At 44.5% G+C, this 19,869-nt stretch carries 18 protein-coding genes; 11 read left to right on the top strand and 7 right to left on the bottom strand.

From position 1 onward, the window contains the following. The first annotated feature begins 73 nt into the window (after nucleotides 1-73). The 5 genes from L6471_RS11240 (at nucleotide 74) to L6471_RS11220 (ending at nucleotide 5,820) form a co-directional block, all read left to right on the top strand. Nucleotides 74-706, top strand: coding sequence for a BT4734/BF3469 family protein (locus L6471_RS11240; RefSeq protein ID WP_237797351.1), 633 nt, complete (start codon nucleotides 74-76; stop codon nucleotides 704-706). Nucleotides 707-717: 11 nt separating this feature from the next. Further along, a complete protein-coding gene (locus tag L6471_RS11235; protein WP_237797350.1) occupies nucleotides 718-3,270 on the top strand; it encodes a DUF3987 domain-containing protein in 2,553 nt (850 codons plus the stop codon). 2 nt (nucleotides 3,271-3,272) lie between these two features. Then, the gene (locus L6471_RS11230) at nucleotides 3,273-3,518 is read left to right on the top strand and encodes a DUF4248 domain-containing protein (RefSeq protein WP_237797349.1); all 246 of its coding nucleotides are present in this window, start codon (nucleotides 3,273-3,275) and stop codon (nucleotides 3,516-3,518) included. A gap of 182 nt (nucleotides 3,519-3,700) precedes the next feature. After that, the gene (locus L6471_RS11225; RefSeq protein WP_237797348.1) at nucleotides 3,701-4,252 is read left to right on the top strand and encodes an HU family DNA-binding protein; all 552 of its coding nucleotides are present in this window, start codon (nucleotides 3,701-3,703) and stop codon (nucleotides 4,250-4,252) included. Nucleotides 4,253-4,842: 590 nt separating this feature from the next. Continuing rightward, nucleotides 4,843-5,820, top strand: a complete 978-nt coding sequence (locus L6471_RS11220) for an IS1595 family transposase (protein WP_237797347.1) — start codon at nucleotides 4,843-4,845, stop codon at nucleotides 5,818-5,820. On the opposite strand, the gene L6471_RS11215 is transcribed toward L6471_RS11220, so the two are convergent. After that, the gene (locus L6471_RS11215) at nucleotides 5,817-6,083 is read right to left on the bottom strand and encodes a hypothetical protein (RefSeq protein ID WP_237797346.1); all 267 of its coding nucleotides are present in this window, start codon (nucleotides 6,081-6,083) and stop codon (nucleotides 5,817-5,819) included. The genes L6471_RS11220 and L6471_RS11215 overlap by 4 nt on opposite strands. 125 nt (nucleotides 6,084-6,208) lie before the next feature. Here L6471_RS11215 and L6471_RS11210 point away from each other — a divergent pair, with 125 nt between their 5' ends. Next, nucleotides 6,209-6,403: a hypothetical protein gene (locus L6471_RS11210; protein WP_027453627.1), complete on the top strand. Its 195-nt coding sequence runs from the start codon at nucleotides 6,209-6,211 to the stop codon at nucleotides 6,401-6,403. Next, nucleotides 6,390-6,764 (top strand): hypothetical protein, encoded by a 375-nt coding sequence (locus L6471_RS11205; protein WP_237797345.1) that lies wholly within the window; start codon nucleotides 6,390-6,392, stop codon nucleotides 6,762-6,764. Before L6471_RS11210 ends, L6471_RS11205 begins: the two co-directional genes overlap by 14 nt. 81 nt (nucleotides 6,765-6,845) lie before the next feature. On the opposite strand, the gene L6471_RS11200 is transcribed toward L6471_RS11205, so the two are convergent. The 6 genes from L6471_RS11200 to lysS all read right to left on the bottom strand — a co-directional run bounded on the left by L6471_RS11200 (nucleotide 6,846) and on the right by lysS (nucleotide 15,704). After that, a complete protein-coding gene (locus L6471_RS11200; RefSeq protein ID WP_237797344.1) occupies nucleotides 6,846-8,957 on the bottom strand; it encodes a Tex family protein in 2,112 nt (703 codons plus the stop codon). Between the two features lie 90 nt (nucleotides 8,958-9,047). Beyond that, on the bottom strand, nucleotides 9,048-10,406 hold the full coding sequence (locus L6471_RS11195; protein WP_074549600.1) for an ATP-binding protein: 1,359 nt from the start codon (nucleotides 10,404-10,406) through the stop codon (nucleotides 9,048-9,050). A 435-nt stretch (nucleotides 10,407-10,841) separates the two neighbouring features. Further along, nucleotides 10,842-11,576 (bottom strand): HAD family hydrolase, encoded by a 735-nt coding sequence (locus L6471_RS11190; RefSeq protein ID WP_006282267.1) that lies wholly within the window; start codon nucleotides 11,574-11,576, stop codon nucleotides 10,842-10,844. Further along, nucleotides 11,576-12,934 (bottom strand): glucose-6-phosphate isomerase, encoded by a 1,359-nt coding sequence (locus tag L6471_RS11185; RefSeq protein ID WP_006282268.1) that lies wholly within the window; start codon nucleotides 12,932-12,934, stop codon nucleotides 11,576-11,578. Before L6471_RS11185 ends, L6471_RS11190 begins: the two co-directional genes overlap by 1 nt. Before the next feature lie 16 nt (nucleotides 12,935-12,950). Further along, on the bottom strand, nucleotides 12,951-13,949 hold the full coding sequence (locus L6471_RS11180; RefSeq protein WP_074549598.1) for an NAD(P)H-dependent glycerol-3-phosphate dehydrogenase: 999 nt from the start codon (nucleotides 13,947-13,949) through the stop codon (nucleotides 12,951-12,953). A gap of 24 nt (nucleotides 13,950-13,973) precedes the next feature. Continuing rightward, nucleotides 13,974-15,704 carry a lysine--tRNA ligase gene (lysS, locus tag L6471_RS11175; RefSeq protein ID WP_006282270.1) on the bottom strand — a complete coding sequence of 577 codons (1,731 nt, stop codon included), beginning with the start codon at nucleotides 15,702-15,704 and terminating at the stop codon, nucleotides 13,974-13,976. A gap of 218 nt (nucleotides 15,705-15,922) precedes the next feature. Between lysS and L6471_RS11170 the strand changes: the two genes are divergently transcribed. The 4 genes from L6471_RS11170 to L6471_RS11155 all read left to right on the top strand — a co-directional run bounded on the left by L6471_RS11170 (nucleotide 15,923) and on the right by L6471_RS11155 (nucleotide 19,861). After that, nucleotides 15,923-17,953 carry a M13 family metallopeptidase gene (locus tag L6471_RS11170; RefSeq protein ID WP_237797343.1) on the top strand — a complete coding sequence of 677 codons (2,031 nt, stop codon included), beginning with the start codon at nucleotides 15,923-15,925 and terminating at the stop codon, nucleotides 17,951-17,953. A 148-nt stretch (nucleotides 17,954-18,101) separates the two neighbouring features. Further along, nucleotides 18,102-18,590 carry a low molecular weight protein-tyrosine-phosphatase gene (locus L6471_RS11165; protein WP_074549594.1) on the top strand — a complete coding sequence of 163 codons (489 nt, stop codon included), beginning with the start codon at nucleotides 18,102-18,104 and terminating at the stop codon, nucleotides 18,588-18,590. Between the two features lie 115 nt (nucleotides 18,591-18,705). Then, nucleotides 18,706-19,389, top strand: coding sequence for a hypothetical protein (locus tag L6471_RS11160; RefSeq protein ID WP_237797342.1), 684 nt, complete (start codon nucleotides 18,706-18,708; stop codon nucleotides 19,387-19,389). Between the two features lie 52 nt (nucleotides 19,390-19,441). After that, a complete protein-coding gene (locus L6471_RS11155; protein ID WP_094448144.1) occupies nucleotides 19,442-19,861 on the top strand; it encodes a PaaI family thioesterase in 420 nt (139 codons plus the stop codon). Nucleotides 19,862-19,869 lie beyond the last annotated feature (8 nt).

The raw sequence follows: 19,869 nt of genomic DNA, 5'->3' as shown, positions 1-19,869 counted from the left end.
AGCTTGAGAACTTGAGCTCTGCATCCAAAACCGCTTCACAGACGATAAGACTTATTATTAATTAAAAACGAAAATGAATAATTTTCAGTTTTATAAAGCACCCGCACAGACGGTGCGGAGTGCTAAGGTGATGGATATAGCAGAGGTGTACAGCTATATTACCCTTAACAAAAAAGCTATGGCCTGTACGCAGGCTTTACGAGAAATTATCGCTAACGTGAAGCGGGGCACAGCTACGGATAAAGATGTGCGTCAGTATAAAGCCAGCCATTTCGACTTTGTTACCTTTTCGGGTACATTCAATTATCGCAGCGACGACTGTCTGGTGGAGCATAGCGGTCTGCTTTGTCTCGATTTCGACCATGTAGGCTGTAGTGAGGAGGGTAAACAGAGCTATGGACATGCCGATAGCTTGGCGTTGCAAAAGCTAAAGCAGCAACTGATAACCGACAGGCATTTTACTACCTGGCTGCTCTTTACATCGCCAAGTGGAGAAGGACTCAAGTGGGTTATCGAGATAAGTCTCGCTATGTGCGACCATAAGACTTGGTTTAAATCGGTGCAAAAATATGTGCGTGATACCTATCAGCTCGAAGTTGACGACAAGTGTATCAATGTATCGCGTGCCTGCTTTCTGCCACACGATAGCCTCTGTTATGTGAATCCTACTATTTTTACTAATCATCCGGACATTTGTCCCTTTTAATTTTTATGAAAATGAAAGAAATTAAAACAGTGAAAACACAAAATAATATGACAGAAAATTTTCCAAATGCGAATATGGAAACCTTTCAGACAAGTGCTTTGGATAGTCGGACAACAGCTTCGAATACTCAATCAACTGCTTCGAACAATCAAATAACTGATTTGAATAGTCAAGCAAGAGCTTTGGATACTCAATCAACTGCTTCGAATACTCAAGCAAGAGCTTGGGATACTCAATCAACTGCTTCGAATACTCAATCAACTGAATTGGATAATCAAGCAAGTGTTTCGAGTAGTCAAGCAAGTGCTTCGAACAATCAAATAACTGATTTGAATAGTCAAGCAAGAGCTTGGGATACTCAAGCAAGTGCTTTGAATAGTCAAGCAAGAGCTTTGGATACTCAATCAACTGCTTCGAACAATCAAATAACTGCTTCGAGTAGTCAATCAACTGCTTCGAATACTCAATCAGCTGCTTCGAATACTCAATCAACTAATTTAAAAAATTCAATAAAAGAAATGAATCAGATAAATATAAATTTTTCAGCTGAGGCTTTCGACCCAATATATTGGGCTAATAAAGCCGATGAGGTAAGTAAATCGATTACGCCACGTTCTTCGGTAAATTCGTTCTCAAAATCTACGGCTGCTTATAACTGTGATGAGGTTGACAGGCAGGCTGAAATACAAGAAGTGGCCCGACAGCTCGTAGACCGGGGAATCGATATCACCGCCGGTTATAATAACTGGCTCAAACTGGGGTTTGCCCTGGCCGATGGTCTGGGCGAAGACGGTCGGGAAATCTATCATCAACTCAGTCGGCTTAATGACGAATACGATACCGCCGAGTGCGACAGGCAGTATACCAACTGTCTGCATGGGCGTGGCCAGGGTATAACCGTCAATACCTTCTTCCAGATGGCTAAAGAGGCTGGCATCGACCTGAGTCAAGTGGCGCGAGAACAGATGAAAACACATCAGGTTAATGCCATTAGCGCCAATGTGCCAAGTGCCAAAAGGATGGGAAAAGTAGAAAAAAGTACTATTTTAGGTACTTTAGAAGAGCAAGTGCCACGTGGCACGATGGCGCAAGTGGCGCAAACTCATGCGAAGACTCCTATCGGTTTTACCTTCTCAGACAAGTTGAAGCGTGATAATTTAGACGATATCACCGGCGCCATTTACGACCTGCATCATGACGAACCCGAGAAATGCGATGCCATGATATTAGGTGCGCTTAATGTAGTCAGTGGATTGATGGGTGGTGCCAACGGCACGCCCGAACATCGTAGTGGAGTATATGGCATTTACGACGGTCACCGCGTCTATGCACCGCTCTATAATATTATCTATTCGGGCGCCGGCAACGGCAAGGGTAATCTGATGTTTAACAAGGAACTGGCCTATCAGGTGAAAAAGGAGATGCGCAGTGCGTATGATGCCGAAAAAAGCAAGTATGACCAGGCGATGGCTGAATGGGAGAGCAAGAGTAAGAAAGACCGTGGCGATGCTCCCCGCGAACCGGTGTATAGAGACCCGTTCGTTCCGGGCAACAGCAGTTCTTCGGCTGTGTATCGTGCTCTGGATGCCAACGGCGGTTGGGGCCTGATGTTCGAAACCGAGGCCGATACCGTATCGAGTATGATAGACAGTGATTATGGTAACTATTCCGACCTGATGCGAAAGGCTCATCATCACGAGACTCTGTCTATGAACCGTGTAACCGAAAAGTTGCATATCGATATCGACGAACCGAGACTAAGCATCTTTCTTACCTGCACGCCAGGACAGTTGCCATCGCTCTTCCCTTCGTTTGAGAACGGTTTAGGCTCCCGTTTCCTCTTCTATAATCTGCCCGATGAAGAGGTAAGTTTTCACGATGTGTTTGCCCTGCGCGAATCGCCGTTAGAGGATACCTATAAGCAGTTGGGCGATAAGCTTCTGCCTTTATACCATGCCCTGCAGAGTCGGGCAGACCATCCTATCCAGTTTATGCTAAGTGCTGCTCAGCAGAGAGATTTCCTTCGCAACTATCAGACCTTGCTTGTAGAGCAGTATGGCATGCAGGGTAAGGGTATTCGCGCTTTCGTATTTCGTATTGCGCTGGAGAGTTTCCGCTATGCCATGATTCTCACCACGCTTCGTCGATTATCAGAGTGGGAAGCCAGTTTTGGCCCTTCTACCGACCATGAAATTTTCCGTGACGACGAGAATGCGCTGATATGCGATAATCGCGATTTTCGCACGGTCAAGACTATCGTGGAATGTCTTGTCAACCATACGGCCCGAGTATATGCCGTCATGGCCAAGGAGGATGACAATCCGTTTGCACTGCATGGCAAGAAGTTATCGGCTGACGAACTGCGATTATACAAGGCACTGCCTGAAGGAGATTTTTCTACGGCTGACGCGATCGATACGGCTAAGCATTTACAGATATCTCAGCGTACAGCCCAGCGTATGCTGAGCAAATTCTGCAATGTATACCGTATCATTGATCCCGTTAAGCGAGGCGTCTATAACAAGCCGGCAGTGAGCGATAACGATAATACTAACGATGACTAACTATGATGGATATGAACTGTAAACATGATACTAATTTCGCCGTAAGAGCATACGGCAAGAGTGAGCTGGCACTGCTCTATTTTCCCGATGCCAGCAGTGGACACATCGCCCTGAACCATCTCATGGCCTGGATTACCCGCTGTAAGGAGCTTCGGTCGAAACTCGAGGCTGGCGGATATGTAAAGACGGCCAAGTATTTTACACCTAAAGAGGTGGCGATGATCACGGATTACTTAGGCGAACCGTAACGTTTCTCGCTATAAGCTCCGCTATCGGTTAGCATCGTATGGTTTCGTATGTCTGTACTCTGCCGATGTCGTATCTTTGCCTATGTAAATCAGAGTGGTTTATACGATGCGGCTGGCGCCCCGAAGACAGGCTTCCTGGCAATAGCTTAATCGGCAATGTTTTATCTATAAATATATAAGTGATGATAAAGTATATTCTTAAGCAAAACAAGAACAAGAAGAGTTCAGCATTCGGTAAGTACTATGCTTATCCGGTAGTAGAGGAGACCATGGACCTGGCAGCTCTGGCCAAGCATATGGAGCAGCACAACAGTGGTTTTTCAGAGGCGATGTGCCTGGGTGTGCTCAAGTCTATGGTGAAGTGTATCAAGGAGCAGATATTGGCTGGCAAGAACGTGAAAATCGACGATTTGGCCATCTTCTCATGTGGCATCAAGAATCGTGAGGGTTCGGCTAAGGAGGAGGATTTCTCTGCTGCCAACAATATCGCTAATGTAAAGCTCAGAGCGCGTGCCACGGGCGATCTTCGTAATTCGAGTCTTACGCTCGATGCCACCGTTCGCCGGGCAAGTATGGTAGTGAGCAGTCTGGCTGCAGGTGGCGCGCAGAGTGGCAATACGCATGCGGGCGGCGGCTCAACCGCAGGTGGTTCTACTGCTGGTGGTAATGCAGGTGGTTCAACTGGTGGCTCAACTGGCGGAAGCTCTTCAAACGACGATGGTAAGGAGTTCTGATCTGCGCTTCGAAATCAATCCATGCGAATGAAGAAGCTGTAGGCCTTGAGAAGCCAATCTAATAATGAAGCCATGAGAGAGCGGGGGAGTAGTAAAATACTCAAGCCGTAAAAATGAGAAGCCATGAAAAAAGGGAAGAAGCAATCTTTTAATGATATAGATTGCTTCTTTTTTGTTTATTCGCACTTTTCGCACTAACGTACTAGTGTAGGTTGACGGTTGCTATCGGGCGTGCAGAGAAGTTACAACATAGGTTTTTTAGTCATTGTAAAATGATAGAGTGTTATTTACTATATATATAGCATATACACTCCGATATATCCTATAATATACAGTTAGAGCCCTATTATTTAGGGCTCTAATATTGGCAATAACATAGAAGTTGACCCAACTTTTTAATAATTCCTTGGAATCCTCGTGATTTCGAGGAATTATTTTTGTATTAGTTTTTGGTCATATATCTGACATATCCATTTTTACTTTGTAAAAATGATACCTTTACATTGTCCATTTATATGTATAAGAACAAACACTTGGTACTTGAAAAATCCTATATTTGTATTATAGTTTAATAAAAAACTCCAAGTGTTATGATAGATTTCAAAAAGTTCAACAGCGTTATCTCACTCACCTCGTATTTCACATCTGACGAGAAGTGCAAGCAAGCCATCATCCAGTCACGTTGGTCTGATGGTGACGTTGTATGCCCCTATTGTGGTGGTCATCATTGCGTTGTTCGCAAGGACGGTAAGTTCCGTTGCAAGACTTGCAGAAGGAACTTCTCTTGCCTTGTTGGTACTATCTTCGAGAATACCAAGTTGCCACTCATCAAGTGGTTTTTGGCTATGTACTTTATATCTTCTCATAAGAAGGGTATTTCATCATATCAGCTTGCAATGAACATTGAAATGACTCAGAACACAGCTTGGTATATGTTGCAGAAGGTGCGTCTTCTCTACCCTCAGAGTGATGCAGAGGTATTTGATGGTACTGTAGAGTGTGATGAGGTATACATCGGTGGTAAGGAAAAGTGGAAGCACAAGTCAATGCGCACACCCAAGACACAAGGTCGCTCAACAAAGACCAAGACACCTGTCTTCGGTATGATGGAGTGTAGCACCTTTGAGAATGAGAAGGGTGAAATTGAGAACATCACCTATGTTCACGCATTCGTTGTGGAGAACACGAATAGGGCTACATTGCAGCCCATTATTCAGCAATTCGTTGCTGATGGTTCAAGAGTCATCACAGATGAACTTTCAGCCTATAATGGTCTTGCAGAGTTAGGTTATACTCACGCTGTGGTTGCTCACGGTGCTGAGGAATATGCCAATGGTGACATATTCACCAACAGCATTGAGGGTTTTTGGAGTCACTTCAGACGTATGATTGTGGGTTGCTATCACGATGTATCTGATGAGCATTTACAGCAGTATATTGACGAGGCTGTGTATCGTTGGAACACAAGAAAAATGAGCGAATCAGCAAGATTCGCCCATATGTTTGATAAGTCCATTGGACTTGTTATGAAATGGTCTGAGATTAGAGTTGGACTGATGGCTGCTTAATTTTCTAAAGTATGTAAATGTGTTTGAATCATACTAATATACCTTTGAATTATTTGTCTATCAGGGTCGTTTCTAGGTATTTTGTTCAGAACCATTATCCCAAGTTCATCAAATTCTTGTTGTAATTTGTTTTGATAATACATCCATTCTTCTTGAGGGTCTTCACTACTAAATTCAACTCCTTCTTTAATCACTCTATTCACAGATTCCTTCACTATTCTATGAAGGTCTGATTCTGTTAATCTAATCATTTTCTTATTCATATTATAATACGTATTAATTCGTTATTTTTCTAACAAATATCACGAAGATTTGTTTTTATCAGTTTTTTTATGTATATTTTACGCAAATAAGGATATTTATTGTAGAATTATAAAGATAGAATCATATGGGTAAGAAAGTACACTTGATTAATAAAGAAGGTAAAACTAAGGTTGTTGAGCATAGTGAATTTATGGATTCTCAATTGCTAACTGAAAATAAGTTTTCTGATTATGAGGTAGACGTTAATTGGTATCTATCAAATGGCTACATGACATTGGAAGACATGAGGAAATCAATAGAAGGTAATGGTAATAGTTAGTGATGATGTTAGAAATGTAGTCAATAGAATATTCCTGATTGGTATTGCATACAAAGGACGTATACCAAATATGTATGGACAAATAATAAGTGCATTTGAAAAATTAGAAAGTTCAGTAGCAAACGTCAATGCCTCATCTGTAAATTCAGCACCATTTGCTTGGAGAAGAGACAAAATGTTGGTTTTAAGAGTTGGCTCGTTAATGTTCTCATATACCAAGACAATTCAACAGAATGGAGAAACACTTGTTATAGTCCATGAGGCAATGGAAAATGGCCGAATAGTCACAGAACAAGAAAAGAAGATAAAAGCCATTATAAGAGAAACAATAAAACAATATCTGAAACAGAATTTGATATAATGAAATGAGCAACCGTGATGATTGGCTGCTCATTTTTTTTTAGATATTTGGGTCAACTTCTATGTTATTGCCCTAATATTTTTATAATCCTTTCATGGTGAGGCTGATGCGATGTCTGCGCAAGTCTACTTCGAGCACTTTTACGCGTACATGCTGATGCAGCTTTACCACCTCGGCAGGGTCTGAGATATACTTATCGGCCAGTTGACTGATGTGAACCAGTCCGTCCTGGTGTACACCTACATCGACGAAGGCACCAAAATTGGTAATGTTGGTCACGATACCAGGCAGTTCCATGCCCGGGATAAGGTCTTCCGGGGTATGCACATTCTTATCAAATTCGAATACCTCTATCTTATCACGTGGGTCGAGTCCCGGTTTTTCCAGCTCCTTCATGATATCCAGCAGGGTAGGCATACCCACGCTATCGGTAACATATCGCCTGATATCAATCTTCTTGCGCAAGTCGGCATTCTTCATCAGGTCGATAACCTTGCAGCCGCAGTCTTTGGCCATCTGCTCTACCACCTTGTAACTCTCCGGATGCACAGCCGAGTTATCGAGCGGGTTCTTAGCCTCAGGTATACGGAGGAATCCGGCACACTGCTCATAAGCCGACGGACCGAGGCGAGGCACCTTCTTCAGTTGGGCACGAGAGGTAAAGGCACCATTCTCCTTACGATAATTCACGATATTCTGGGCTAACGCAGGACCGAGACCGCTGACATACGTAAGCAGGTGCTTGCTGGCTGTATTCAGGTTGACACCTACCGAGTTTACACAGAGCTCCACGGTCGTGTCGAGCGATTTCTTGAGCGCACTCTGGTCTACATCGTGCTGATACTGTCCCACACCGATACTCTTAGGGTCAATTTTCACCAGTTCGGCCAGCGGGTCCATCAGTCGTCGGGCGATACTCACGGCACCACGCACCGTAACATCCTGGTCGGGAAACTCCTCACGGGCAGTCTCCGAGGCTGAATACACCGAAGCACCATCTTCAGACACCACAAAGATCTGCACCTCGTGGTCGAAATGCAGTCCATGTATAAAGTCAGACGCCTCGCGCGAATACGTTCCGTTACCGATAGCGATAGCCTCGAGCTTATAGTCGTTGACAAGCTTGACGAGCTGTCGTTCGGCCGTGTCGCGCTGGTTGGCGATATGAGCCACCTCATGATGGAGCAGATTGCCCTGAGCATCGATACATACTATCTTGCAGCCCGTACGGATACCCGGGTCTACACCCAGCACACGCTTTTGACCCAGCGGAGCGGCAAGGAGTAGCTGTCGAAGGTTCTCCGTAAACACATGGATAGCTTCCTCATCGGCCTTCTCTTTGCTCAGACCGGCAAATTCGGTCTCCATGGAAGGCTTGATGAGCCGCTTAAAGGCGTCGTCGATAGCCTCGTTAATATACTTATTATATTGATAGTTTCGCTTGATACGATTGGTACATTCTTCATCATCGGCAGCGATAGTAACGCGCAGAATACCTTCGTTTTCACCTCGGCGCATAGCGAGCAGTCGATGAGAGGTACAGCGTTTCAGCGGTTCGCTCCAGTCGAAGTAATCGCTGTACTTCTGGGCTTTCTCGTCGTCCTTCATCTTGGCGACAACCTTAGACGTAATCGTCGCTTCACGTCGATAAACAGAGCGCACATTCTGTCGAACCCGTTCGTCTTCGCTGACCATTTCGGCGATGATATCCTCAGCCCCCTTAATGGCATCATCTACGCTCTTTACGTCGCCCTTGACAAATCGCAGGGCAGACCCTTCCACGTCTCTTACCTGATTAAGCATAATCATCATAGCGAGCGGTTCAAGTCCCAGTTCTCGGGCAATCTGGGCACGCGTTCTGCGCTTAGGCTTGTAAGGGAGATAGATATCTTCGAGCTCACTCGATTCCCAAGTAGCATCAATACGCTTCTTCAGTTCATCGGTAAGTTTACCCTGATCGTCTATCGATTTCAGAATCGTCTCCTTGCGCTTAGCCAGCTCCTTCAGTTTGGCGAGCATTTCGGCGATGTGAGCTATCTGCACCTCGTCCATATTCCCCGTGCGCTCCTTACGGTATCGGGAAATAAACGGTATGGTGCAACCTTCGTCGAGCAGTGCGATAGTATTATCTACGCCCTGAGCGGCTAATCCCAGTTCACGGGCGATTTTGTCTGTAAATAGATTTTTTTCCATCGTGTATTTATACTTGCTGATAATTCCATAAATGAGATTTGTTCATTTTCTGAGTAATTCTGCATCCTGAACGTAGCCCTTTCCGCCATGTTACATATCCTCCATAGATAAGCCTCTCTTTGTGACTTCTTTGCCACGGAATAAGTGTCGTTTCATTTCAGTGACTTTTTCTTCCAGTCGGGCAGGGGAGTACTTCTTTGGATTACGTTTCACTTCATAGGCTTCAACGTTGCCATCAAGCGTTTCGGCCACAATGTCAATCTCGAAGTCATCCTTGTCGCCCTTGGAGTTGACGCCTTTCGGCTGCCACCAACCGCCAATCTGCTTGTATCGACAACTCTCCATCATCTTCTGACGGAACCAGCGTTCCAGGGCTATGCCAGAGAAAGTGGTATAGTCGTCGGTCATAATGCGCTCCAATGCTGGCATGTTCTGTAGTTCGATGAGAGCAGCGTATCTATTGATGTAGCGAAACCAGAAACGGAAGAAGTTGTCCTGTATCTCATAGCGCACCGTCTGGCTGCCTTCTTTAGCGCCTATCGGTCGTTTTTTCTTGATTATACCGTATTTCTCCTCCAGGATTTTCATCTGTCCGCCGAGGCTTTTCATCCCAAGTGCCCCCTCAATCTCGCTTTGTGTAACATCGCCGTGAGCTATCTGGTCGAGGATGCTGAAATACGTGCCATACTGCTTGCCGAACTCCTGGATGAGTATCTTCTTGCCTTCATCCACAAAGTAGCTGTCGCCACTTGAACAGACGTAGTGAATCATCTTCTTCACATTTGTGCAACCGTTGTTCATAAGCAACTCAATATAGCGAGCCACACCGCCAGTGATGGTCCAGAGAGCCAGAAGGTCTTCCGAAGTGTAGTCAGGCTTGTAGTCACCAAGTATTTCTTTGATGGTCTCTGTATTGAAAGGCTTTAGCTTGATAGTGCAGTCATCTCTGCCAAAGAGCGGCTGCTCTTCGTCTTTGAAAATCTTCTCCATCATGCGGAAGATAGAGCCAGACACGATCAGGCATACATTGGTCTGCTTCTTGTATGCGTCCCATAATTCTTGTATGTCGCTGAAGACGCCAGCATTGATGTTGTCAAACTCCTGAAACTCATCGATAAAAAGAGTGAAATGTCTGCGTTTTCCTATCTCCAGTATCATCTGAAAGAGTTCACGAAACGAACTCATCCCATCAGGAACAAACTCGCCGAGTTTTTCGCGCACCTCCTGCACAAAGGTTCTGACAAGAACGGTTTCCGTCTTTCTGCCAACGAAGAAATACAGTCCTGGCGCATCATCCTGTGTCTCACTCATTAGTCGATACACAAGACTGGTCTTACCCACGCGTCTTCTGCCCGTGAGTACCACAAATCGTGAATAATCGTTGTACGCCTGGCGTTGCAATTCCCTAAGCTCGTTCATTTCGCGTACTCTATCATAGAATTTCTTCATAATTTTATGGCTGTAAATTTTATGGCTGTAACATTTCGACACAAAGGTAGATGATTTTATTTAATATCACAAACGTTTTGGCTAAAATCAGCATTTCATATGAATTGATTAGGGTAAAATTCCGATAAAATGTACTTGAAATTTTATGGCTGTAAAATTTACGGCTGTAAAATTTCGCTGTAAATGATGATTTGTATAGCCTGCGTGCAGGCTGTCACGGCTAATGATCCTGCTTAGGCAGGAGGATATATCCGCTATTGACGAATAGTAAAAAATCAAATAAAGATGGCAAAAAGGTCACCATCGGTGGTATATACCGTTGTGTTCTGTCGCCCATTGCAGTGCGTTGGAAGGGGATGAAATAAAAGTATTTTGGCAATCAAAAAAAAGTGCAAAGTTGCTGTTATGCATACCTTGCACCTCTTGATACAGTATTTATTTTCCTGCTGCAGCCATAAGCTTGCTCCAGTGCAGGGATAGTTCGGATATCTTTTGGAAAAGAATGTTGGCACCCTCACGTAGAAGTACCTCGTCGGCCAGCGGACCACTGTTGATGGCTATCGTGAAGATATCAGCAGCCACACCCGCACGTACACCGAGTGGAGCATTCTCTACTACGATACCTTCCCACGGTTTTAGGTTGCCCGCCTTGGCCAGTCCCATCTGGTAAGGGTCGGGATACGGTTTGCCCCGTTGCACATCGTAAGCTGTAACGATATGGTCTTCATCCAGAAATTCGCCGAAGTTATCGAGCAGTCGCTTGATAAGCGGACGCTGACCACTGCCCGTGACAATGCCGATCGTAAGTCCGGAAGCCTTAATTTGGCGCATCAGGTCGTATACACCGTCAAAGATAGGCGCTGTAGGCATCTCGTGGAAATAGCGTGTTTTCAGGTCGTACATCTCCTGCGCCTTCTCCATGCTAATCTCCTGATGCTTCTGCTGTTTTACCATGTAGCGTATCGTATCGACACCGCGCGCACCCTCGGTGGCATAGGCATCGTCGGCCGTCATGTGGATACCATAGTCGGTCATCGATTTCTGCCAGGCTACGGCATGATTAGGCATGCTGTTATAGAGCACACCATCCATATCAAAAAGAACGGCCTTGGGGGTAAATGCCTCAAAGCCGTGTCTTTCTATGTAAGTTTTAATTTCTTTTTCAAACATTATTTTTCTTGTGCTAAACGCTCCTGAATGGCTTTACTGTCAGCCTCGTAACCAGGTTTGTTGAGGAGTGCGAACATATTCTTCTTGTAAGCTTCTACACCAGGCTGGTTGAAGGCGTTAACCTCGAGCAACTGACCGCTGATACCACAAGCCTTTTCGAAGAAATAGATAAGCTGACCCAGATAATACTCGTTGAGTTCAGGCATGCTGATACGGATGTTAGGTACGCCACCATCGACATGAGCCAAGCGAGTACCGAGTTCGGCCATCTTGTTAACTTCGTCTACACGCTTGCCTTCGAGGAAGTTCAAGCCATCGAGATTTTCATCATCGTGAGGGAAGAGAAGTTTCTTGTTAGGCTGCTCTACAGAGATTACCGTCTCGAAGATAGAGCGTTCGCCCTGCTGAATCCACTGACCCATAGAGTGGAGGTCGGTCGTAAAATCGCAAGCTGCAGGGAAGATACCTTTATTATCCTTACCTTCGCTTTCGCCGAAGAGCTGTTTCCACCATTCAGCCATGAAGTGTAACTTAGGCTGGAAGTTGGCTACAATCTCTATCTTCTTGCCAGCTTCAGCATAGAGGCCATTACGTACGGCAGCATACAGTGCAGAGATATTCTGCTCGAAAGGTACATCTACAGCGGTAGCTTTCTCCATATCGGCAGCACCCTTAACAAGTGCCTTGATATCAAAGCCTGCTACAGCGATAGGGAGCAGACCTACAGGAGTAAGTACAGAGAATCGGCCACCTACATTATCAGGAATAACGAAGGTCTTGTAGCCTTCTTTATCGGCAGCTGCACGAGCAGCACCCTTAGTAGCATCGGTAACAGCCACGATAACCTCTTTAGCTGCTTCCTTGCCTATCTGGTCTTCACACTGCTTCTTAAGCAGACGGAATGTTAATGCAGTCTCGGTAGTAGTACCAGATTTAGAGATATTGATAACACCAAACTTCTTGTCCTTGAGGTAATCGGTAAGTTCAGCGAGATAATCCTCACCGATGTTATTACCAGCAAACACGATAGTAGGATTTTTCTTATCATTAACTAACCAGGCAAATGAGTTGCCCAAGGCCTCGATAACGGCACGTGCACCGAGGTAGCTACCACCGATACCAGCCACAACGACTACCTCGCACTTTTCGCGAAGCACCTTAGCTGTAGCTTCTACCTCATCGAGGAATGCTTCTGTTGTCTCTGATGGAAGGTGAATCCATCCGAGGAAATCGTTACCAGGGCAGGTGCCGTTTTCTAGAGCTTCCTGTGCTGCTTTTACCTTTGACTCATAAGCCTTTACTGCGCCTTCACTGAGGAATTGTGCAGCCTTTGTAATGTCTAAGTTGATATTTTGCATATTATTTACGGTTTTATCAGCGGAACGAGTCCGTTAGAAGTTTTATCTCTATTTGTGGGTTTATACGTTCGTATAATATATTGTATACGGCGTCAAGTATGGGCATATTAACGTGCATGTGCCGATTAATCTCCTTCATGCACTTGGTGCCGAAGTATCCCTCTGCTATCATTTCCATCTCTATCTGCGCACTTTTCACGGAGTATCCTTTGCCTATCATGGTACCAAAGGTACGGTTACGGCTAAAGTTGCTATAGCCCGTTACGAGCAGGTCGCCCAGATATACGCTATCATAGATGTTGCGCTCTTTAAGGTCGTATACCGTATTGAGGAATCGGTTCATTTCCTGTACGGCATTACTGATGAGCACTGCCTGGAAGTTGTCGCCATATTTCAGACCATTACAGATACCGGCTGCTATGGCGTATACATTCTTCAATACAGAGGAATACTCGATACCTACCACGTCTGCCGATGTCTTCGTCTTGATATATTCGCTGGCCAATACACGGGTGAAGGCTTTGGCCTTCTCTTGGTCCTGACATCCCACGGTGAGGTAAGAGAGTCGTTCAAGAGCTACTTCCTCAGCGTGAGACGGACCGCCTATGCAGGCTATATTATCATAAGGTATATCGTAAACCTGATGAAAATACTCGGAGCATACCAAGTTTTCATCTGGCACGATACCTTTGATGGCCGTCACGATAAACTTGTCTTGCAGGCGAGTTTTAAGACGGCGCAGATGATTCTTCAGATAAGGCGAAGGAGTAACGAATACTAAGGTATCATAGGCCTCGGCTATCGTGTTGATATCAGAAGAGAAATATATCTCGTCTATATTAAAGCGTGCACCCAACAGATAAGCTGGGTTATGGCCCAGACGCTTAAAGTCTTCTATACGGTCGTCACGACGCATATACCAACCGATATGGTGAGTATGCCCCACTATTATCTTGGCTATGGCGGTTGCCCAACTGCCACCTCCGATAATCGCTATTTTTCCTACGTCAAACACTACTACTGATTTTAGTTTGTAGCTTTATTTTGCAGCCTGGTCTATCCATTTCTGGATATCATCAACACTAGGTTTGTCGTAACCCAGTTTATATTTCTTGTTGATTTCGCCTATCTTCTGCTGCAGACCCTGAGCTTTTTCGTCCTTAATATCACTGATAAGGTTGAAACCTGCCTTACGCAATACGTAAACCCAGTTTTCTGAAACACCGAGCTCAGCCCATTCCTTAATAGAACTCTGAGGTATCTTAGCCTCTGGCTTCATCTGTGGGAAGAGCATTACTTCCTGAATGTACTCCTTACCTGTCATGAGCATCGTCAAGCGGTCGATACCGATACCGATACCTGATGTAGGAGGCATACCATACTGTAAAGCACGGAGGAAGTCCTGGTCGATGATCATTGCTTCATCGTCACCCTTGTCGGCAAGCTTCATCTGCTCGATGAAACGCTCTTCCTGGTCGATAGGGTCGTTCAGCTCAGAGTAAGCATTAGCACACTCCTTACCATTGATCATAAGCTCGAAACGCTCGGTAAGACCTGGCTTAGAACGATGCATCTTCGTAAGAGGAGACATCTCTACTGGGTAGTCGGTAATGAATGTAGGCTGAATGAAGGTGCCCTCGCAGAACTCACCGAAGAGCTCGTCGATAAGTTTACCCTTACCGAAGGTCTCATCTACTTCCATGCCCTTAGACAGGCAGAACTCGCGAATCTCTTCTTCGGTCTTGCCGTTGCAGTCGAAACCGGTCTTCTCCTGAATAGCTTCGAGGATAGGAAGACGGCGGAAAGGTGCCTTATAGCTGATAACCTTACCGTCAGGATACTCTACTTCTGGTTTGCCGTTGACAGCCACACAGATAGTTTCGAGCAACTTTTCGGTGAAGCTCATCATCCAGTTATAGTCTTTGTATGGCACATAAAGCTCCATACAAGTAAATTCAGGGTTGTGGTTCTTGTCCATACCCTCATTTCTGAAGTTTTTACCGATTTCGTATACACCATCGAAACCGCCTACGATAAGACGCTTCAGATAAAGCTCGGTAGCGATACGCATGTACATATCGATGTTGAGCGCATTAAAATGAGTGATGAATGGACGGGCACTGGCACCACCGGCGATAGACTGCAGGATAGGGGTCTCAACCTCTGTGTAGCCCTGAGCATCGAAGAAGGCACGCATGGTGCGAAGTACAACAGCACGCTTGAGGAAAGTATCCTTTACACCATCGTTAACCACGAGGTCTACATAACGCTGGCGTGCGCGCATCTCTGGGTCGTCAAATTTGTCATAAGCGACACCATCTTTATATTTTACGATTGGGAGTGGCTTTAAGCTCTTGGAAAGGAGCGTAATCTCCTGAGCATGTACCGAAATCTCACCAGTCTGAGTCTTGAAAACGAAACCCTTGATACCGATGAAGTCACCAATATCGAGTAGTTTCTTGAAAACCTTATTATATAAGTCTTTATCCTCACCCGGACAAATGTCATCACGGGTAACGTATACCTGGATTCTACCCTCAGAATCCTGAAGCTCTACGAAACTGGCCTTACCCATTACACGGCGAGACATCATACGACCAGCGATAATTACTTCGCGCTTCTCGTCTTCCTTGAATTCGTCACGAATTTCAGTACTATGTGCATTAACTGGGAATTCTGCTGCAGGATAAGGGTTGATGCCCATATCACGCAACTCCTGTAGGCTTTGGCGACGGCCAATTTCCTGTTCACTTAACTCTAAAATGTTCATATCTAATTTTCGAAAATTTTCAAATACACCGCAAAGGTAATAAATTAAATCGAAAGCCGTATCCTTTTATCTTAATTTTATGATATATGTCAATCAAAAGAGATTCTCACTTTTTTGAACAATTATTTTGTATTTATTGAAAATATATATACCTTTGTGTCTTGAATTTATTAAGAGAGAACCAAAACATCAACTTATTTATAGTTAATCACAACAATATGAAAAAAAATTTTTTAGGCGTTGCCTTTGTTTTTGCCGCTTTGGCTGCAAATGCACAGACAACATTGAAACCAGCTGTAGATAAGGCCAATATGGACTTGTCGGTTAAGGCTGGTGATGACTTTTATCGCTATTCTGTAGGTGGATGGCTCAAATCTCATCCACTTGACGCTGTGCACCCGGAGAATGGTGCTTTCATGGATTTGGAAGAACAGAACAATGATCGTATTCGCGACTTGGTCAAGGAGTATGCTGCCAAAAAGATGGAGAAGGGTACTGTAGGTCAGAAGATCGGTGCTTTGTATCGTCTCTATATGGACAGTGTGGCTCGTAACAAAATGGGCTATGAGCCTATTGTTCCGGCGCTGAATAAGGTGAAGGCTATCAAGAACCGTAAGCAGTATCTGCAGACTACTTATGAGTTGGCTGCTAAGGGGTATGGTGGCTTAATGTTTAGTTATTATCTTGGTCAGGATTCTGAAAACTCTTCTAAATATATGTTCGGTGTAACGCAGGGGGGTATCAGTCTTGAACCTGAATATTATACTCAGCCTAACGAGCAGCAGAAGGCTGTCGTAGCAGCACAAAAGAGTATGGTAAAAGACTTCTTCAAGATGGTAGGTAATGACGAGGCTACTGCTGAGAAGAAGATGCAGGCTGTATGGGCTATCGAGAATCAGATCGCTAAGGTAAGTTATGACCAGAATAAGGTGCGCGACCCTAAGGCCAATATCCACAAGATGTCTTATGCACAGTTGCAGAAAGAGTTTGCCGGTATAGACTGGAAGGCTATCGGCCAGGCTTATGGTTATCCTGCTGATATCGATACCGTCGATGTAGGTCAGCCTGAACCTATACACGAAGTGGAGAAAATCTTGGCTAAGGCCGACTTGTTCTCACTGAAGGCTTATCTCGAGTCTCGTGTTATCCGTTCTTCTGCTGGTGTCTTGTCTGATGCTTTCAATGACCGTAGCTTCGAGTTCCTTAAAACAGTCTATGGTGTACAGCAACAGCAGCCTCGCTGGAAGCGTGGTGTAGCCTTTATACAGGGTTTGATGGGAGAGTCTATCGGAAAACTTTATGTAGCTAAATACTTCCCAGAGAGCAGTAAGCAGCGTGCATTGGAGTTGGTTAAGAATCTTCAGAAGGCTTTTGCTCAGCGTATCGAGGAAAACACCTGGATGACTGCTGCTACAAAGGTTAAGGCGCTCGAAAAGCTCAATAGCATGATCATTAATATCGGCTATCCTGATAAGTGGCAGAATATGGACGAATATGTGCAGATCGATGAGAGTAAGAGCATCCGTGCCAACTATGATGAGGTGATTCCGGCCTTGCGTAAGCGTGAGTTGGAGAAGCACTGGCATAAGGATGTTGATAAGCACGAAATGGCTTGTGACCCTCAGGTGGTTAATGCATTCTATGACCCATCACGTAACAGTATCAACTTCCCAGCTGCTATCTTACAGGCTCCATTCTTTGATGCTGACGCAGAAGATGCTGCTAACTATGGTGGTATCGGTTCTGTTATCGGTCATGAGATGAGTCATGGTTTTGATGATCAGGGTTGTCAGTATGATAAGGATGGTAATCTGGCCAACTGGTGGACCGAAGAGGATAAGAAGAATTATGATGGTCGTACTCAGGTTCTCGTAGACTGGTTTAGTGCACAGGAGGCTCTTCCTGGTCTGAAGGTTGATGGTAAGAAGACGCTTGGTGAAAATATCGGTGATAACGGTGGTATCAATGTAGCTTATCGTGCTTATATGAACACCTTGAAGAATACACCTGCACAGGATATCGATGGTTTCACACCAGCACAGCGCTTCTTCTTGTCATATGGTCGTGTATGGGCCAGCAATATCGCTCCTCAGTTTGTAGCTTATATTGTTAATAGTGATGTACACTCACCTAACGAGCAGCGTGTTAATGCAGCTCTGCCTATGATCGATGCATGGTATGATGCATTCGGTATTAAGGCCGGTGATAAACTGTATGTGCCAAAAGAAAAGCGTGCACATATTTGGTAAGAGAGAAAAAAATAAAGTATATGATGGCCCCATTGCAGAGTATTTTCTGGAGTGGGGCTTTTTTGTGTTCATCAGAAAATTAGTATCTTTGCATCTGTTTCATGAAAAGTGTTCGTTTTCAGGTTTGATCATTTAATATAACAGAAAGATGAAAAAAGGTAAGATAACTGTATTATTTATATGTCTCGGCAATATCTGTCGTTCTCCTGCAGCCAATGCGGTGTTGCAGAAAATGGTAGACGACGCCGGACTGACCGATCGTTTCTTGATAGACTCTGCAGCTGTAGGTCCTTGGCATATAGGCGATTTGCCGGATAAGCGTATGCGTCAGGCCGGTGCTCAGCGCGGATGGGATATTTCGCATATCGCCCGCCAGTTTGATGCCTCATCAGATTTTGACCGTTTCGATTATATCGTCGTCATGGATGAGGAAAACTATAAGAATATTACCCGTCAGGCTCATCATGAGAAAGAGCGTAACCAGGTAATACGTATGGCTGATTATTTCGAGCATCACCCTACTTACAGCACTGTGCCTGATCCTTATTATGGCGGAATGGCAGATTTTGAACTTGCCCTCGACCTCATAGAAGACGGTTGCCAGGGTTTGATGAAACAGCTCTTTATAGGAAAATGAAGTTCGTGAATACTGGACCTTACAACACCATGAAGGTACAGGTCTGTTTTTTTAGTCTTAAAATTTGGTAGATTCAGTGGAATTTCCTAATTTTGGCCAAAAAGGAGGTAACGCCATGGAAAAAATAACTCAAGAAAACTTTGAAGATCGCTATACAGATCCAATAGAAAGACAAGAAATAGATAAATTTGTATGTAAAGAGATGGATCGCCAGATTCATCGCTACATTAAGGGTATGCGTGGTACTAAACGGGCTATGGATTGCTTTATCGAGCAGTTGAATAGCCTGAAGACCATACCGGAGCGTGAAAAGGCAATAGCCCGCTATATAGACTTTAACCGTAAGGCCATAAGTGGGCTCGATTTTCGGGTCGTGTTGGCACGAGCTATCGCTAATTATTGCGATACTTATCGGTATATGGTAGATTTTATCAAGAATACACGTAAAGTAGCATTTTATCTCAATCGCATTAAGCATACGTATATCCAGTTTCATCAACTTTTCGAGGAAAACGGAAAATTCGGACTTAAAGACCATGAAGGTAAGGTGCTCATACCTGCCGAATATGACTTCTTGCGTACCTGCTATGTCTATGTAGACGACTTGTCGCTTATGCCTGTTATTGTGGAAAAAGGCGGAAAATTAGGTTTGGTTTTGCCCGATGGTAAAAACTCTGTAGTGGCAGATTTCGTTTACGATGATATAGAACTACGTGATGAGTATCCCTATTTCGAAGCTACGATAAACAAGAAAGTTGTAGGATATCTTGATAACAAAGGCAATCTGATACACGAATAATTTTTTCATGTTCTTGTTTTTTGTTATCTTTGCATAAAAGAAGACATTTGCAATGGATATAGAAAAACAAAAAGAGATAGTAAACAGTACTCCGGGGTTGTCTCGTACCCTCGGTATGGAGTTTATTTCAACTCCAGAACCTGATACTGTTATGGCCAAAATGGAGGTAAACGACAGTAATAAGCAGCCTTTTGGCTTTTTAAGTGGTGGTGCTTCGCTCGCTTTGGCAGAGAATGTCGCAGGTATCGGAAGTTTGGCCCTCTGTCCTGGTAAAATATCTGTGGGCATTCATGTGGCTGGTAGTCATGTTAAAGCCGTAACTTATGGTGGTACCGTTACAGCTTTGGCTCGTTTGCAGCATAAAGGCAGAACACTGCATGAGTGGCAGGTAGAAATACGTGACGAAGAGGGTGATCTTATCTCTACCGTGCATGTAACTAATTATGTGTTAACTCCAAGACATGATAAATAAAGGGTAGG

The organism is Segatella bryantii (assembly GCF_022024215.1).
Classification (GTDB): Bacteria; Bacteroidota; Bacteroidia; order Bacteroidales; family Bacteroidaceae; genus Prevotella; species Prevotella bryantii.
This window is presented reverse-complemented; position numbering and strand designations above follow the sequence as displayed.

Bases quoted from the DNA above. Each gene is read 5' to 3' on its own strand.
- L6471_RS11240 (WP_237797351.1), top strand. From the start codon at position 74: ATGAATAATTTTCAGTTTTATAAAGCACCCGCACAGACGGTGCGGAGT.
- L6471_RS11235 (WP_237797350.1), top strand. From the start codon at position 718: ATGAAAGAAATTAAAACAGTGAAAACACAAAATAATATGACAGAAAAT.
- L6471_RS11230 (WP_237797349.1), top strand. From the start codon at position 3,273: ATGATGGATATGAACTGTAAACATGATACTAATTTCGCCGTAAGAGCA.
- L6471_RS11225 (WP_237797348.1), top strand. From the start codon at position 3,701: ATGATAAAGTATATTCTTAAGCAAAACAAGAACAAGAAGAGTTCAGCA.
- L6471_RS11220 (WP_237797347.1), top strand. From the start codon at position 4,843: ATGATAGATTTCAAAAAGTTCAACAGCGTTATCTCACTCACCTCGTAT.
- L6471_RS11215 (WP_237797346.1), bottom strand. From the start codon at position 6,083: ATGAATAAGAAAATGATTAGATTAACAGAATCAGACCTTCATAGAATA.
- L6471_RS11210 (WP_027453627.1), top strand. From the start codon at position 6,209: ATGGGTAAGAAAGTACACTTGATTAATAAAGAAGGTAAAACTAAGGTT.
- L6471_RS11205 (WP_237797345.1), top strand. From the start codon at position 6,390: ATGGTAATAGTTAGTGATGATGTTAGAAATGTAGTCAATAGAATATTC.
- L6471_RS11200 (WP_237797344.1), bottom strand. From the start codon at position 8,957: ATGGAAAAAAATCTATTTACAGACAAAATCGCCCGTGAACTGGGATTA.
- L6471_RS11195 (WP_074549600.1), bottom strand. From the start codon at position 10,406: ATGAAGAAATTCTATGATAGAGTACGCGAAATGAACGAGCTTAGGGAA.
- L6471_RS11190 (WP_006282267.1), bottom strand. From the start codon at position 11,576: ATGTTTGAAAAAGAAATTAAAACTTACATAGAAAGACACGGCTTTGAG.
- L6471_RS11185 (WP_006282268.1), bottom strand. From the start codon at position 12,934: ATGCAAAATATCAACTTAGACATTACAAAGGCTGCACAATTCCTCAGT.
- lysS (WP_006282270.1), bottom strand. From the start codon at position 15,704: ATGAACATTTTAGAGTTAAGTGAACAGGAAATTGGCCGTCGCCAAAGC.
- L6471_RS11170 (WP_237797343.1), top strand. From the start codon at position 15,923: ATGAAAAAAAATTTTTTAGGCGTTGCCTTTGTTTTTGCCGCTTTGGCT.
- L6471_RS11165 (WP_074549594.1), top strand. From the start codon at position 18,102: ATGAAAAAAGGTAAGATAACTGTATTATTTATATGTCTCGGCAATATC.
- L6471_RS11160 (WP_237797342.1), top strand. From the start codon at position 18,706: ATGGAAAAAATAACTCAAGAAAACTTTGAAGATCGCTATACAGATCCA.
- L6471_RS11155 (WP_094448144.1), top strand. From the start codon at position 19,442: ATGGATATAGAAAAACAAAAAGAGATAGTAAACAGTACTCCGGGGTTG.